Source organism: Devosia sp. Leaf420, assembly GCF_001425445.1.
Classification (GTDB): domain Bacteria; phylum Pseudomonadota; class Alphaproteobacteria; order Rhizobiales; family Devosiaceae; genus Devosia.
The window spans coordinates 424,858-439,358 of sequence record NZ_LMQU01000001.1 but is presented as its reverse complement, the minus strand read 5'-3'; the positions used below and the strand labels follow the sequence as shown (position 1 = coordinate 439,358).

The 14,501-nt window shown below is 61.5% G+C and carries 14 protein-coding genes; 3 read left to right on the top strand and 11 right to left on the bottom strand.

Annotation, left to right across the window (positions count from 1 at the left end):
• The 9 genes from ASG47_RS02250 to ASG47_RS02205 all read right to left on the bottom strand — a co-directional run bounded on the left by ASG47_RS02250 (nucleotide 1) and on the right by ASG47_RS02205 (nucleotide 10,271).
• Nucleotides 1-1,074, bottom strand: coding sequence for an ABC transporter permease (locus ASG47_RS02250; protein ID WP_061907094.1), 1,074 nt, complete (start codon nucleotides 1,072-1,074; stop codon nucleotides 1-3).
• Complete coding sequence (locus ASG47_RS02245; protein WP_061907093.1) at nucleotides 1,071-2,612, bottom strand: ABC transporter ATP-binding protein; 1,542 nt, start codon at nucleotides 2,610-2,612, stop codon at nucleotides 1,071-1,073. Before ASG47_RS02245 ends, ASG47_RS02250 begins: the two co-directional genes overlap by 4 nt.
• A 122-nt stretch (nucleotides 2,613-2,734) precedes the next feature.
• A complete protein-coding gene (locus ASG47_RS02240) occupies nucleotides 2,735-3,730 on the bottom strand; it encodes a BMP family protein (protein ID WP_061907092.1) in 996 nt (331 codons plus the stop codon).
• Nucleotides 3,731-3,841: 111 nt separating this feature from the next.
• Nucleotides 3,842-4,432 carry an NAD(P)H-dependent oxidoreductase gene (locus ASG47_RS02235; RefSeq protein WP_061907091.1) on the bottom strand — a complete coding sequence of 197 codons (591 nt, stop codon included), beginning with the start codon at nucleotides 4,430-4,432 and terminating at the stop codon, nucleotides 3,842-3,844.
• A complete protein-coding gene (locus tag ASG47_RS02230; protein ID WP_061907090.1) occupies nucleotides 4,432-5,832 on the bottom strand; it encodes an FAD-binding oxidoreductase in 1,401 nt (466 codons plus the stop codon). The genes ASG47_RS02235 and ASG47_RS02230 overlap by 1 nt, the downstream gene beginning before the upstream one ends.
• Nucleotides 5,829-7,142 (bottom strand): cytosine deaminase, encoded by a 1,314-nt coding sequence (locus tag ASG47_RS02225; RefSeq protein ID WP_061907089.1) that lies wholly within the window; start codon nucleotides 7,140-7,142, stop codon nucleotides 5,829-5,831. Before ASG47_RS02225 ends, ASG47_RS02230 begins: the two co-directional genes overlap by 4 nt.
• Nucleotides 7,143-7,505: 363 nt before the next feature.
• Nucleotides 7,506-8,375, bottom strand: coding sequence for an ABC transporter permease (locus ASG47_RS02215; protein ID WP_082511511.1), 870 nt, complete (start codon nucleotides 8,373-8,375; stop codon nucleotides 7,506-7,508).
• Nucleotides 8,372-9,136: an ABC transporter ATP-binding protein gene (locus ASG47_RS02210; RefSeq protein ID WP_061907087.1), complete on the bottom strand. Its 765-nt coding sequence runs from the start codon at nucleotides 9,134-9,136 to the stop codon at nucleotides 8,372-8,374. The genes ASG47_RS02215 and ASG47_RS02210 overlap by 4 nt, the downstream gene beginning before the upstream one ends.
• A 133-nt stretch (nucleotides 9,137-9,269) precedes the next feature.
• Complete coding sequence (locus ASG47_RS02205; RefSeq protein ID WP_061907280.1) at nucleotides 9,270-10,271, bottom strand: ABC transporter substrate-binding protein; 1,002 nt, start codon at nucleotides 10,269-10,271, stop codon at nucleotides 9,270-9,272.
• 212 nt (nucleotides 10,272-10,483) lie between these two features.
• Between ASG47_RS02205 and ASG47_RS02200 the strand changes: the two genes are divergently transcribed.
• Both ASG47_RS02200 and ASG47_RS02195 read left to right on the top strand, forming a co-directional pair.
• A complete protein-coding gene (locus ASG47_RS02200; protein ID WP_061907086.1) occupies nucleotides 10,484-10,873 on the top strand; it encodes a RidA family protein in 390 nt (129 codons plus the stop codon).
• An 8-nt stretch (nucleotides 10,874-10,881) separates the two neighbouring features.
• On the top strand, nucleotides 10,882-11,673 hold the full coding sequence (locus ASG47_RS02195; RefSeq protein ID WP_061907085.1) for a creatininase family protein: 792 nt from the start codon (nucleotides 10,882-10,884) through the stop codon (nucleotides 11,671-11,673).
• A 2-nt stretch (nucleotides 11,674-11,675) separates the two neighbouring features.
• Here ASG47_RS02195 and ASG47_RS02190 read toward each other — a convergent pair whose 3' ends face one another.
• Nucleotides 11,676-12,380 carry a phosphoribosyltransferase gene (locus tag ASG47_RS02190; protein ID WP_061907084.1) on the bottom strand — a complete coding sequence of 235 codons (705 nt, stop codon included), beginning with the start codon at nucleotides 12,378-12,380 and terminating at the stop codon, nucleotides 11,676-11,678.
• Between the two features lie 55 nt (nucleotides 12,381-12,435).
• Here ASG47_RS02190 and ASG47_RS02185 point away from each other — a divergent pair, with 55 nt between their 5' ends.
• On the top strand, nucleotides 12,436-13,605 hold the full coding sequence (locus ASG47_RS02185) for a M20 aminoacylase family protein (protein ID WP_061907083.1): 1,170 nt from the start codon (nucleotides 12,436-12,438) through the stop codon (nucleotides 13,603-13,605).
• On the opposite strand, the gene ASG47_RS02180 is transcribed toward ASG47_RS02185, so the two are convergent.
• On the bottom strand, nucleotides 13,606-14,499 hold the full coding sequence (locus ASG47_RS02180) for a nucleoside hydrolase (RefSeq protein ID WP_061907082.1): 894 nt from the start codon (nucleotides 14,497-14,499) through the stop codon (nucleotides 13,606-13,608).
• Nucleotides 14,500-14,501: the final 2 nt, after the last annotated feature.

The window sequence follows — 14,501 nt, the reverse complement described above, 5'->3', positions numbered from 1 at the left end:
TCAGGCCACCACGCTCTGGCGTTCCCACTTGACGCGGAACCGCAGGAAAAAGCTGCCAACCAGCACGCAGAGCAGCGACAGCGCCACGACGAGATCGGCGATATAGCTCGAAATCCCCGTCGCCCGGCTCATCGAATCCGCCCCCACGAAAACGGCCGCCACAAACAGCGCCGCAATCACCGTCCCGATGGGTGAAAGCCCCGCGAGCATGGCGACCACAATCCCCGAATAGCCAAAGCCCGGCGACAGGTCCGACGAGAGATAGCCCTTCACCCCGGCCACTTCACCGACGCCCGCCAGCCCCGCCAGCCCGCCCGAAATCAGCGCCACCTTCAGCATGGTCGCGTCGACCGGAATGCCGGCAAACCGCGCCGCCGCCTTGTTCTCGCCGACCGCGCGGATTTCAAAGCCAAGCACGGTCTTGCGCACCATCAGCCAGAGCACCAGCGCCGCTACGAGCCCGACAATCAGCCCCCAATGCATGCGCAGCCGCGGCAGAAGCTTGGGCAGCTTAGCCTCGGCAATCAGCGGCACCGATTGCGGCCAGCCCATCGAGAGCGGGTCCTTGAGCGGCCCCTCGACCAGCATCTGGATGAAGAGAATGACGACGAAGTTGAGCAGCAGCGTGATGACCACTTCATCAGCCCCAAATCGCTGCTTGATCACGGTCGGAATGACCATCATCAGCCCGCCGGCCAAAAATCCGGCAATCATCACCGTCGGGATCATCAGGGCAGGGGGCAATTGCAGGAGCCCACTACCGACGCACACCGCTGCCAGCGCCCCGATATAAAGCTGCCCCTCTGCCCCGATATTCCAAAGCTTGGCGCGGAACGCGACGGCACAGGCAAGCCCCGTCAGGATCAGCGGCGTTGCCCGGTTCAGCGTCTCGCTGAACGCGAACATCGAGCCGAACGCCCCCTGGATCATCAGGCCATAGGCCATGAGCGGCGATCCGCCGGCAAACAGCACCGGAATGGCGACCAGCAGCAGTGCTGCGAGGCCTGCCGCCAGCGACACCCCAATCTTGAGACCCAGCCCAGCATCCTCGCGCGGTTCAAGCCGAATAGTCATGACGCCATCTCCGCACGCGCGTGGCTCTGCCCCGCCATCATCAACCCGATCGTGCCGCGATCGAGCCCTTCGCTCGGCCCCGCATCGTGCAGCTCGCCCGCACGCACCACGACGAACCGGTCGGCGAGCGCAAAAAGCTCGTCCAGATCTTCCGAAATCACCAGCACCGCCGCACCACGATCCCGCGCCGCGAGAATGCGCCGATGCACCTCCGCCTGCGCGCCGACATCGAGCCCGCGTGTCGGCTGATTGGCAAGGATCACCCGCGGCCCACGTTCAAGCACACGCGCCAGGATCAGCTTCTGCACATTGCCGCCCGATAGCAACCGCGCTTCCGCATCCGGCCCCTGGCAGCGCACGTCATAGCCCGCAATCGCCGCCGTCGCCCGATCGCGCATCGCCTTGCGATCAAGAAAACCCATTTTGGAAAAAGCAGCGCTGCGCACCTCTTCGATGGCGATATTGTCGGCCACGCTCATCGTGCCCACCACGCCATCATGCTGACGATCCTCCGGCATGCGCGCCACACCATTGGCCACCAGCGCCCGCGGATCGGCCCGCGTCACCGTCTCACCATAGAGGCGCATCGTCCCACCCGTCGGCACCGCCAGCCCCGAAATCAGCGCCGCAATCCCCGATTGCCCATTGCCCGAAACGCCCGCAAGTCCAACGACCTCACCCGCGCGTAATTTGAGATCGACCCCGCTCAGCGATCGGCCACCGGCCCCATGCAGCGAGACATTTTCGAGCGCAAACAAAACCTCGCCTGGGCTCGCCGGCGTCCGCACCACCGCCGCCACGGCCTTGCCCACCATCAGATCGGCAATCGCCCGCCGATCGGCATTGGCCGTCACCAGCTCACCCGCCTTCTTGCCGCCGCGCAGCACCAGAATGCGATGTGACACGGCCAGGACCTCACCGAGCTTGTGCGAAATGAAGATGACCCCAAGCCCATTCGCCGCCAACCGCCGCAAGACCACAAACAGCCCATCGGCCTCCTGCGGCGTCAACACGGCAGTCGGTTCATCGAGAATGAGCACTTTCGCATCGCGATAAAGCGCCTTCAAAATCTCGATCCGCTGCTTCTCGCCCACCGTCAGATCGGCCACGCGCCGATCGAGATCGACGTCCAGCCCACTCTCGGCAATGATTTTTTGCACTTTTGCCCGTGCCGCACCCTCGCGCCCGAAAGACAAAAGCGGCTCGGTGCCAAGCCGAATATTGGCCAGCCCCGAGAGGTTTTCCGCCAGGGTAAAATGCTGGTGCACCATGCCGATCCCGGCCTTCAGCGCCGCGCCGGGCGAACCCGGGGGCAGGGCGGTCAGCCCACCCTTGCTCAAAACCTGCACATCCCCCTCGTCCTGCACATAGTGCCCGAAGAGAATATTCATCAGCGTCGTCTTGCCCGCCCCATTCTCCCCGAGCAGCGCCAGGATTTTTCCGCGATGCAGATCGAGCGAGATCCCATCATTCGCCGTCAAGGCGCCAAAGCGCTTGGTGATATTTTGCAGCGACAGGAGCACAGGGGCATCAGTCATAGTCGGGGTGCTCCGCATTGGCGTCCTGATAAGCCTGAGGCGAGCCCAAGCCCGCCCCAAAACTCGATGCTATTCCTCCCCCTGCCTGGGGGAGGCTAGGTGGGGGGTAAAACCCCAAAACCTCACTGCGACGACGTCGGCTCGCTATCGTCGATCTCGACCGTAAACGTCTTGGCCAAAATCTCTTCTTCCTTGGCCTTGGTCGCCGCAACAGCTTCCGGCCCAGCCAGCGCCTCGTCGATCACGACGCTCGAACCGCCATATTCCATGAAGGCATAGATGCCGTAATCCGACGCGGTGAACGAACCGGCCTTCACATCGGCGATGGCCTTATCGATCATCGGTTCACCATGCCAAAGCGCGCTCGCAAGGATCGTGCCCGGATAATCCGCCGATGTATCGATCACATTGCCGATCGCCAGAATGCCACGTTCCTTGGCTGCATCCGACACGCCAAAACGTTCGGCATAAAGAATGTCCGCACCCGCATCGACCATGGCGAAAGCAGCTTCCTTGGCCTTCGGCGGATCATACCAGGAGTTGATGAAGCTCACCGAGAAGGTCACGTCCGGATTGACCGACAGCGCGCCCGCCTTGAAGGCGTTCATCAACCGGTTCACTTCGGGAATGGCATAGCCACCGACCATGCCGATCTTGTTGCTCTCGGTCTTCATGCCCGCAACGATACCGGTCAGGTAGCTCGGCTCGTGGATGAAGTTGTCGAAGGTCGCAAAGTTCGGCTCTGCCGGTGGCAGGCTCGACCCCATGAGGAACGAAATCTCGGGATATTCCGAAGCCACGGCGCGCGCCGGCTGCTCGACACCGAAGGCCTCGCCGACGATCAGGCTCACGCCCTGCTCGGCATATTCGCGCATCACGCGCTCATAGTCGGTGTTGGAGATATTTTCCGAATAGACATATTCGATCTCGCCGCGCTCGTCGGCCGCCGTCAGCGCATTGTGCAGGCGGCTCGCCCACTGCTGCTCCACCGGCACCGTCCAGATCGCGGCAACCTTGGTCAGGTCCTGCGCAAAGCTCACGCCGCTCATCGCCAGCGCCATGCTGGCTGCTAGCACCGAAACGAACACGCGCCGTCCGGCAACGAATTTCTCTGTCATATCATCCCTCGTGTCGAAAACTTCATCCGGCTTCCCTGCTGCTCATTCTCTGAGCAAGAACCGGTTTCAATGCAAGCGCACAGCATTCGTTGTGCACTCAACTTTAGTGGCTCAAAACCGCGCAAGCTCGCTCCGCACCGTGCCCAGAAACCCTTCGAGCCCGGCTGGCGAAACATTGTTCATGTCATAAAGCGCCAGATATTTCGGCCGCGTCCGGAACGTCGCCCAGCCCCAGCGCATAGCAATTCGCCGCGGCGGATCGCCCATCACGAACGTCCGCCACCGGTTGCCACCATAAGTGGTGACGAAAGCAACCTTCTTGATATTGGTGAGGCACGGCACGAGCCGCCCGCGATCCCCGCCACCCTCCATGATGAAGGACACGCCCGGCACGAACACCCGGTCGAAATACCCTTTCAGGATCGCCGGATACCCATAATTCCAAACCGGATGCACGACGACCAGCGCCTCCGCCGCCTGCAACCGCTCCGCATAAGGCTTTATCGCCGGCGTCAGATTCCCCGGCACATCATGATAGTTCAGCCGTTCTTCCCGCGTCAGAACCGGCGAAAAACCCTCATCATAGAGATTGAGCGCATCGACCTCATGCCCCGCGCTCTTCAGCCCCTCGATCGCCGCCCCATAGAGCGCCCGGTTGAAACTCGTCTCGACCGGATGCGCGTGAATGACATGAACGCGCATCAGGCCGCATGCACCGGGTTGAGCCCATCAAAGAGCCAGGCCTTGCCCGAGGAAAAGTCGAAATCCGGGTTCTCCCAGGCGATCATCTTGCCCGGGTTGAGAATGCCCTTGGGATCAGCCTCGCGCTTGAACGCCAATTGCTTCTGGTCCGTCCGCTTCATCCCGCCCTCTTCAAGCGTAAACCGGTGCGGATTGAACACGTCGCAGCCATTCTCCTCGTGAATGCGGATGATCTCCTCAAGCCGCTCCTCACTCGTATACCGCACCATCGGCAGCCCGGCATACGTCACCAGCCCATCCTGCCGCGTTATCTCGATATGCATCGGCAATTCATCGCCGAGCAGCCCGACGATCTTCTTCACATGCTCGATCGTCGGATACCGCGTCTGCAAATAGGTGATCGTCGGATCGACCTTGAGCGCCCGCAGCGTCGTGTGGTTCCAGGCCAGTTCATAGATCGGCGGCAGGCGCTTCAGTTCCTCCTCGCTCGCCTTGTCCGAGCGATAAAGCATCTCGCCCCCATGGTGCGATACGAACAGCGCCAGCGCCTCGACCGAAACCGGCGCCACCATGATCAACACGACCGATTGCCCGTCCTTGATATAGGGCTTGTGCCGGTTGAAATAGGCCTGCGGAATAGGCGCCGCGCAGGGCGAAAGCTCCTTGAGCAATATCCCATCTTGCTTCGCTAGCTTTTCCGAAAACGCCGCCGCTTCGATGAAATCGTCGAACCCGACCATGACATCGATCCAGTCATGCGCCTCCGTAAGCGGCATTTCGGCTTCGACGATAATGCCATTGGTCCCATAGGCATGCGCGACCTTGAGGATATCCTCGCCCACAAGATCGAGCTCCCGCGGCTCCGCCTCGCAGGTGATGATTTTTAGCCCAAGAATAGACCCCAGCGCCCGCAACCCGCCCCAGCGAATCGAGCCGACCCCGCCCGAGCCACCAGCGATAAACCCGCCGAGCGAGGCCATGCGATAGGTCGATGGATGAAACCGCAATTCGCTACCCACAGCGGCCTTGGTCTCATGATCGAGCTTTTCGAGTACCGCACCCGCTTGCGCCCGCACCCGGTCCTTCTTGATCTCGAGCACTTTGTCCATGTTCATCAGGTTGAGCATCGCCCCGCCCGATAGCGGCATGGCCTGCCCATAATTCCCCGTACCCGCCCCGCGTGGCGTGATCGCCACGCCATGCTTGAACGCAGCGCGCAACACGGTTTTGACCTCGTCATTGCTCCGTGGCGAAACCACCACCTCGGCCGTCACATGGTCGAGCTTGGCCTTGAGCACCGGCGAATACCAATAATGGTCACGGCTGCGCTGCTGCACGATGCGCGGATTGTCTTCTTGCGGAATGTCGCCCAGTTCGGCGCGGAATGCTGCAATGCTCATGCTTGGCCCATCAAGTCGTCGAGTTCACGGTAATCGGGGAGGGTGGTGTCGATCGCCTGTCCGGCGCGGATCACGGTCCGGTCGGCCTGCGGCCGCGACATCAGTTCGGTCCAGCTGCGCCCCTTGAAGAGCACGAGATCAGCCGGCGCCCCTGCCGCCAGCTCACCGGTGTAACCAAATCCGGCAATCGCAGCGGGATCCGCCGAAACTACTCGCGCCCAGGCAAAAGCCTCGGCCTGCGGATGATCGAAGTGCAAAATCCGCGCGCCTTCGCGAAACACCTCGAACCCGTCGAGATCGCCATAGGCATAAAAGGGGTCGCGCGTATTGTCCGAGGCAATGGCGACTTTTACGCCCGCCGCCTTCAATTCATTGAGCAGCGTCACCCCACGCCAGCGCGGTGTCCGCACGCCGTCGCTATTGTCCCGGTCCTGCAGATACATATTGCACATCGGCAGCGACACGACGGCAATCCCCGCCTGCGCCACCTTATCGATCACGCGCTTGGCGGTTTCACTGTCCTGCACCGCCAGCGAGCAGCAATGCCCCGCCGTCACCGACCCGTTAAATCCACTTTCGATCACCGCATCCGCCAGACACTCCAGCGCATTGGCTGCAGGATCCGGGCTTTCATCGGTATGAAGATCGATATCGAGCCCAAGCTCGCCCGCAATCTCCACCAGTTTCCGCATGATCAGCGGATTGTCCGGATGCACCGCGGTGGATCCACCCAAAATCCCACCGGCCGCCTTGGTCGAGGTCGCAACTCCCCGAAGCTTTTCCCCGTCAAGGATCGTGTCCGGCCCCATCAGCCCGGCGCCTTGCAGTTCGATCCGCCCGGCCCAGCGCTCGCGCATGGCCGAGAAAACGTCCCAGGTGATTTCATGCTGCGGTGGCGCCATGTCGAGATGGGTGCGGATTGCCGCCGTGCCATGCGCAAAGGCACAGCGCAGCGAAAAATCCATGCGCCGCTCGACATCGCTTGCGGCCCAATTGGCCTCGCGATCGGTCAGCACTGCCTTCAGCGCCCCCATCCAAGTGCCGTCCGGATTCTGCTTTCGCGCCCAGATATGCCCCTTGTCGAGATGCGTGTGCAGATCGACAAAAGCCGGCAACACGATATCGCCGCGCATATCGATCTTCTGCGGCAAAGTCGCCGACCCCGCCGGCCCGATCGACGCAATCGCCCCATCGGCAATCGTGATATCGACGGTCTTCAATGCACCCGAGGCAGGCTCACCCAGCACCGAAGCCGGCACATTGGCATTGACCACGGCATAATGGCCATCTGCCGGAACCGAAACACTCACAACCCAACCCTCCCACGCAGCAGGCAGTATTCCCTCAACCGCCTTGTCTGCTCAAAGCCTTCATCGAACCCGCAGTGTCCGTTCCCACCCTTTCGCGGGAATGACATCGCGATAGCCTTGAGCGCTCCGGCGATAGTGAGCCACGCTTCACCTCTCCCTCTGGGGGAGAGGTCGGCCCGCAGGGCCGGGTGAGGGGGCCTTTCTCGGGCGAGGTTTTTGCCAAAGGCCCCCTCACCCGCCGCTTCGCGTCGACCTCTCCCCCCAGGGAGAGGTGCCGCGCCCGCCATGCCAAATGGCAAATCCATGCCCGGCGGGATCGGCAGTGCCGCACCCCAGCCCATGAAAATCGCCTGCACCCCCATCTCAATTCTCCCGCTTCAGTGCACTTTCGTGCCAGCGATGCAGCATCGCCCAGGAGATCAGCGAGGTCAGCGCAAAGATCGCGACACCGGTCATCATCAGCAGCACCAGCGCCGCATAAAGCCGCGGATAATTCAGCCGATAGCCGGATTCGAGCAGTCGGAACGCCAGCCCCGAACCCTTGCCCGCCGACCCCGCCGCAAATTCCGCCACCACCGCCGCGATCAGCGACAGGCCCCCGCCAATCCGCAGCCCCGCCGCAAAATAGGGCAGGGACGAGGGCAGCTTGAGATGGATCAGCGTCTGCCAGCGGCTCGCGCCATAAAGCTCGAAGAGATTGAGGAGGTTATGGTCGACGCTTTTCAGCCCCGCGACCATGTTGGAAAGGATCGGAAAGAACGCCACGACAAAGGCGCAGGTCAAAAGCGCCGATTGCGTGTCGGGCATGTAGATGATGAGCAGCGGCGCGATGGCGATCATCGGCGTCACCTGCAGGATCACCGCAAACGGAAACAGCGCCAGCTCGATCCAGCGGCTCTGCACCAGAATGATCGCAAGCCCAACCCCACCGACCAGCGCAATCCCGAGTGCCATGACGGTAATGCGCAGGGTTACCAGCAGCGATGGCGCCAGCGTCCCCCAATCGGTGAAAAGCGCATTCACCACATCGAGCGGCGCCGGCATGATATAGCGCGGCACTTGGTTGATCATGATATGCGCCTGCCAGGCGGCAATCGCCAACAGCACCATGAACACCGGTACGACGATCGAAAGCACGCGCTCGGCAGTGCTCGACCGGCTGATCGGTATGACGACCTGGCTGTCGGTGCCGGCTTCGGTCGAAGCCTTGTCAAAAGAAACGGCGTCGCTCATTTCGTCTGGGCTCCACGCATGATGGCTTCCTGAAGCGCGCGCGAAACCGTGTCGGTCGTCACGCGATATTCTTCCGAAGTGCGATAATTCTCGTCGCGCACCGCCGAGGTCTCGAGCGGCAGATCGGCATAGACCTGTCCCGGCCGGGCGCGCATGACGACGATGCGATTGCTCAAAAAGGCGCTCTCGAACACCGAGTGGGTGACGAAGATCACGGTGATCCCCGTCTCGCGCCAGAGGCGGAGCACATCATCATTGAGTTTTTGCCGCGTGATCTCGTCGAGCGCCGCAAAGGGCTCATCCATCAACAAAAGCTTTGGCTTGGTCACCAGGGCCCGCGCGATCGAGACGCGCATCTTCATCCCGCCCGAAAGCTCGCGCGGATAGGACTTGGTGAAATCGGCAAGGCCAACCGAGGCCAAAACCTCCATGATAGCCGGATTGGCATCGGCCTTGGAGACGCCGCGCAGCCGCAGCGGCAAATAGACATTGCCCCAAACCGTCTGCCAGGGCATCAGCGTCGGCTCCTGGAAGACGAAGCCGACATCGCCTTCGGGCAATCCCTTCTTGCTGATCTGCGAGGAGGGCCAGTCGATCGTGCCCGAGCTTGGCGCACCCAGCCCGGCAATAATGCGCAAGGCGGTGGATTTGCCGCAACCCGAAGGCCCGAGCAGGCTCAAAAACTCGCCGCGCTGCACATCGAGCGACATGTCCTTGAGCGCCAAAGTGCCGTTGGAAAAGAGCTTGCTGACATGCCGCATCGACACGACAAGTTTGGAAGTACTCGGTGGCGCCGCTGTCGCCGGCGCGGAAATCGTCAAATCAGTCAAAGTAAATCGCCCACTCTAGGGTCGGAGCGGCGCGGACGTCGTGTCCGCGCCGGTGTCGGAACAATTACTTGAAGAGGTCGACGCCAAGGCCCTGGCAGACATATTCGGTCGTATAGGCCTGGGTAATGTCGATCCCGGCTTCGAAGACGCCTGCGGTGACCATCGAGTCGTAGAAGGTCTTCCAGCCGGCATCGGTCATGCAGCCGATCCCCTTGGTTTCTGCATCGCCGGAGACGGCAATCCCATATTCCTTCATCTTCTCGATGCCATAGGCGATCTGGTCATCCGTCATTTCCGGATTGTCGGACTTGATCAGGTCGTTGGCGGCTTTGTTGTCGCCATAAAGATAGTTGGACCAGCCGATGATCGTCGCTTCCACAAAGCGCTTGGCAATATCGGGATGCTCGTCGACCCATGGCTTCATCGCTTCGATCGTGGTCGAATAAGGCGCATAGCCACTGTCGGCGAGCAGCCACACATCGGGCGCAAAACCGGCTTCGCGCTCGATGGCGAGCGGCTCCGAGGTCAGGTAACCCTGCTGGATCGCCATATCATCGGCCAGAAACGAAGCCGGATTGAACTGGTAGGGCTCATATTTTTCGTCGACGAATTCGGGCCATTGCGACTTCATCCAGGTGAAGTAGCCGCTAAAGCCATCGGCGCTGAGGATGTATTTTGAGGCACCAGCCAGTTCCGGAAAGCTCCCGAACTTGCCCGGATGCGACATCAGGATCTGCGGATCTTTCTGGAAGATCGCCGCGAGCGTAATCGTCGGAATGCCTTCCTTGACCGCGTTGATCGCGCCTGTCGCGCCGCCCATGTAGAATTGCACCTGGCCCGATACCAGCATCGGCCGGCCCGGCGATTGCGGCCCGCCCTGCATGATGGTCACGTCGAGACCGTATTTCTCATAAGTGCCGTCGGCGATCGCTTGGTAGTAGCCACCATGTTCCGCTTGGGCCAGCCAATTAGTCGCGAAGGTGACCTTGTCCAATTCCTGGGCCGAAACCTGCGTGGCGGCAAAGGCCATGGCGGCCAGAATGGTCGTCTTGAGTGTTGCGTGCATCTGCTGCGTTCCCTTGCTCCGATCGTTGCGGAGCTGATTGATTGGGCGATCTCCTTCACCCTGCGCCCACCCTTCCGCACTTGGCTGCAGATGAAAACCCAAAAAATAGGCAGCTTAAGTGAATGCCTGCTATGCGTGCAATTTATGTCTGAAAGGGCTGGTCAAGCGCTTTACCTTTGGCTTAGCATTCGCCTCGCAAGCTTTGGATAACCATGACCACCGTCCTAGACCCGACCGATATCCATCCGCCTTTCGCGCCCTATAGCCATGGCATCGTCGTCCCACCCAGCCAGCGTCTCGTCTTCTGCTCCGGCCAATTGGGCATCGCCGCTGATAAGGCCGTCCCGCCCGATTGTGCAGGCCAGACCAAGCTCTGCTTCGACAATATCGCGGCCATCCTCCGCGAAGCCGGCCTCGGTCTCGAACACATCATCCGCATCAATGCCTATGTCACCGGGCGCGAGCATCTCCCCGACTATATGGGCGTCCGCAATGCGCTCTTTGCTGCGCCCTATCCCGCTTCGACGCTGATGATCGTCTCCGGCTTCGCCCGGCCAGAATTCGTCGTCGAGATCGAAGTCATCGCCGCCGGCCCAGCCTGAGGAATTCTATGATGCGCAAAATCTGGTGGACCGATTTCTCGGCGAGCGAATTCGAAGGGCTCGACCCTATGAAGACCATCGCCATCCTGCCCATCGCGGCGGTCGAGCAGCATGGTCCGCACCTGCCGGTCGGCACGGACAGCATAATCAACGCTTCCATGCTTTCGATGTTAACGGAATGTTGCCCGAACGACCTCGATATCCGCATCCTGCCAGTGCAGCAGATCGGCAAATCCAACGAGCACATTTGGGCCAAGGGCACCATCACCCACACGGCCACCAACCTCATCGACGCCTGGACCCAGATCGGTCTCGAAGTCGCCCGCGCCGGGGTTAAGAAGTTGATTTTCATCAACTCTCACGGCGGCAACGAAGAAATCATGGGCATCGTCGCCCGCGAACTCCGCGTCCGCGCCGGCATGCTCGCCGTCAAAAGCGGCTGGCGTTTCACCCCACCGGGCGTTTTGAGCGACCTTGAGCGACGCCACGGCATTCACGGCGGCGACGCCGAAACCTCGCTCATCCTCCACTTCAAACCGCACCTTGTGGATATGCCCAAAGCGGAGAATTTCGTCTCCATCGCAGCGCGAGACGAGCAGCAATTTCAATATCTTAGGCCAACAGGCGCCTTCGGCCACACCTATGCCTGGATCGCCTCCGACATCAACCCATCCGGCGCCGTCGGCGACGCTTCCCTCGCCACCGCCGAGAAGGGGAAAATTATCGCCGAAGCAAATGTCGCCGGCATGATCGAAGTCCTCAGAGAGATCGAAGCCATGCCTCTCCCCGGCACGCGATAGAGCTAAACCTCTGGCAACCAACGCTCTTTTTCATTGAGCACAAACCGCGGCGACCGCAACGGCGCAACAATCCTGTCGCGCCACGCCGCCAGCGGCTCCTCCCAATGCCGCCCCTGCAACATCGCGCAGCCGATCGCCACCGGCTCGATCTCCGCCTTCGCCAAAAGCCGCAAAACCGCGCCCATCGACTGGCCCGAGCTGATCACATCATCCACCACCGCCACCCGTTTACCCCGCAAAAGCGGCAGCATACGGGGATCGATATAGAGCGTCTTTGCCGCGGTCGGGCTGGTGATCGATTTCATTGGCTCCGAGAGGTCATCGCGGTACCAAAATTTCCGCGACGTCCCGAGCGGCACCATCCGCGTATGCCCCAGCCGCCGCGCCACATTGGACGCCAGTGGCAAGCCAAGTGTCGGCACACCAATGATAATTTCCGGCGCCATCGCCCGCAGCAGCATGACAAGGGCCGCTGCCAAACCGTCCTCAACGGTAAAACTCGCCTGGTTCAAGATCAGCGAAGAGACGGCCGATTTGCCATCACCCGGCAGCACCCGTAGCGGCAAGCAGAGCTGCCGCCCGTCCGCCAGCTCCGCGGGATAAAAGCCGAGATGACCATCCACCGGCTCCGGTTCGAAACTGCCTGGCGCCGAAAAGGCCTGCCAGAATTCATGCGGCTCAAAACTCGCGCCAAGTCCTTGATTCATCGGTGTGTAACCCGCAAGCTATGTCCCAGAATTCTATCGCAAGACGGTAAGGCCAATGCAATCGGGCAGCAACGATCCCTTCGAACTCGAAGCTATGACCGCACTCCGCCGCGATCTCCACGCTCACCCCGAACTCGGCTTCGAAGAGGTCCGCACCAGCGCCATCGTCGCGGAAAAGCTCAGTGAAGCGGGCATCGAAGTCCATCGCGGCCTCGGCAAAACCGGTATTGTCGGCACGCTCAAGATTGGCACCGGCACCCGCCGCATTGCCCTGCGCGCGGACATGGATGCGCTTGCCATGCCCGAGCTTGCCGACCGTCTCTATAAGTCGGAAACGCCCAACACCATGCACGCCTGCGGTCATGATGGTCACACCGTCATGCTCCTCGCCGCCGCCCGCCATCTCGCCCGCACGCGCAACTTTTCTGGCACCGTTCAATTCATCTTCCAGCCCGCCGAAGAGGGCAGGGGCGGCGCCAAGGCCATGCTGGAGCAAGGCTTTTTGCAACTGTTCCCCGTTGACGCTGTCTACGGCCTCCACAATATGCCCGGCCTCGCGACCAATGAAATGGCCGTGGTAGTGGGCCCGCAATTGGCGTCATCGGACAGTTGGACCGTGACCTTCAAAGGTATCGGAACCCACGGCGCCAAACCCCATCTCGGCCGCGATGCCATAACCGCCGCCGGCCATTTTCTCGCCGCCATCCACACCATCGTCGCTCGTGTCGTGGATCCGCTCCAGCCTGCGGTGATCAGCGCCTGCGCGCTCGACGCCGGCGACTTCAAGGCGCTCAACGTCATCCCCGACACCGTGCGCATCGGCGGCACCGCGCGCGCCTATACGCCAGAGGTGCGCGACCAGCTCGAGAAGGAAATTGGCATTGTAGCCCAGGGCATTGCAGCGACCTTCGGCGTTGAAGCCGACTACAACTTTCTCCGCCGCATCCCGCCTGTGGTCAATCACCCCGACGCGACACAGCGCGCTCTACACGCCGCCGCCGCCGCAACAGGCCGCTCCGTCGTCACCGACTTTCCACCGTCCACGGCTGGCGATGATTTTGCTTTTTTCAGCGCCGAAGTCCCCGGCGCCTATGTCTGGCTCGGCAATGGCCCCGCCGTCGATGGCGCGCTGCATCATAATTCACGCTATGATTTCAACGATGAAGCGATCCCAACAGGAGCGCGCTTCTGGACGACGCTCGTCGAGCAGGAACTGCCGGCTTGATCAGGCGAAACCGGTCCGCAACAGCGCCAGGGCACGCTCTGCATCCACGCCCAGCGCGACGTTGACCAGCGATCCGCGCTTGTCCACAAGCAGTCGGCCGGCATCCGGTGGCTCGCCGAGATCGACATCGAGCGCCAGCTTTTCCAGCCTGAAAATGTCGGGCTCAAGCGCCAGGAGCATCACGCAAGGGTCGTGCAGGGCGCGGCTTTGCCGGCCGTCCTGCATATATTGCCCTAGAACTTCGCGTGCCAATCGACCATGCGGCGTGTCCGGCAGCGCCTCGACATAGTCCAATTGCGCCCGAACCTTTCGGGTCACGTCGAGCGGCACGACCGTCACCTTAGCGCCGCTGCCGAGCACCACCGAAACCGCCTCCGGATCGGTCGCAAAATTAAACTCGGAATTTGGTCCCGAATTGCCTGGCTCATTGAGCGTCCCGCCCATGACGATGATCTCGCCAATCAGGCCAACGGCCTCGGGATGTTCGGTGACGAAATGCGCAATATTGGTCAGCGGTCCCAGCGCCAGAATGTCGATGCTGCCGGGCTCTGCGGCCGCCAAGGTCGCAGCGATCCAGGCCGAAGCACCATCAGACGCGGGAGCCAGAGGCTCGGGCAGGGTGATACCCTTGAGCCCATCCGCCCCATGAACAATGGCGATGATGTCCTGCTGCTCGCGCGTAAGCGGCACGTCGGAACCGCGTATAACAGGGATATCACCACGCTCCATTACGGCCAGCAGCCCGCCGGCATTGAGCGTCGTCCGATCAAGTCCGATATTGCCGCCGACCGTGGTTAGCCCAAGCACCTCGAAGCGTCCGCACCCGAGCGCAAAAAGAATTGCCAGGGCATCGTCAAGGCCTGGATCGGTGTCGATGACAACGCGCTTCTTCATGA

What these genes read in the sequence shown, in the direction of transcription:
- ASG47_RS02200 (WP_061907086.1), top strand. Translation starts at nt 10,484, where the DNA reads ATGACCACCGTCCTAGACCCGACCGATATCCATCCGCCTTTCGCGCCC.
- ASG47_RS02230 (WP_061907090.1), bottom strand. Translation starts at nt 5,832, where the DNA reads ATGAGCATTGCAGCATTCCGCGCCGAACTGGGCGACATTCCGCAAGAA.
- ASG47_RS02235 (WP_061907091.1), bottom strand. Translation starts at nt 4,432, where the DNA reads ATGCGCGTTCATGTCATTCACGCGCATCCGGTCGAGACGAGTTTCAAC.
- ASG47_RS02215 (WP_082511511.1), bottom strand. Translation starts at nt 8,375, where the DNA reads ATGAGCGACGCCGTTTCTTTTGACAAGGCTTCGACCGAAGCCGGCACC.
- ASG47_RS02240 (WP_061907092.1), bottom strand. Translation starts at nt 3,730, where the DNA reads ATGACAGAGAAATTCGTTGCCGGACGGCGCGTGTTCGTTTCGGTGCTA.
- ASG47_RS02180 (WP_061907082.1), bottom strand. Translation starts at nt 14,499, where the DNA reads ATGAAGAAGCGCGTTGTCATCGACACCGATCCAGGCCTTGACGATGCC.
- ASG47_RS02190 (WP_061907084.1), bottom strand. Translation starts at nt 12,380, where the DNA reads ATGAATCAAGGACTTGGCGCGAGTTTTGAGCCGCATGAATTCTGGCAG.
- ASG47_RS02250 (WP_061907094.1), bottom strand. Translation starts at nt 1,074, where the DNA reads ATGACTATTCGGCTTGAACCGCGCGAGGATGCTGGGCTGGGTCTCAAG.
- ASG47_RS02185 (WP_061907083.1), top strand. Translation starts at nt 12,436, where the DNA reads ATGCAATCGGGCAGCAACGATCCCTTCGAACTCGAAGCTATGACCGCA.
- ASG47_RS02205 (WP_061907280.1), bottom strand. Translation starts at nt 10,271, where the DNA reads ATGCACGCAACACTCAAGACGACCATTCTGGCCGCCATGGCCTTTGCC.
- ASG47_RS02245 (WP_061907093.1), bottom strand. Translation starts at nt 2,612, where the DNA reads ATGACTGATGCCCCTGTGCTCCTGTCGCTGCAAAATATCACCAAGCGC.
- ASG47_RS02195 (WP_061907085.1), top strand. Translation starts at nt 10,882, where the DNA reads ATGATGCGCAAAATCTGGTGGACCGATTTCTCGGCGAGCGAATTCGAA.
- ASG47_RS02210 (WP_061907087.1), bottom strand. Translation starts at nt 9,136, where the DNA reads ATGCGGCATGTCAGCAAGCTCTTTTCCAACGGCACTTTGGCGCTCAAG.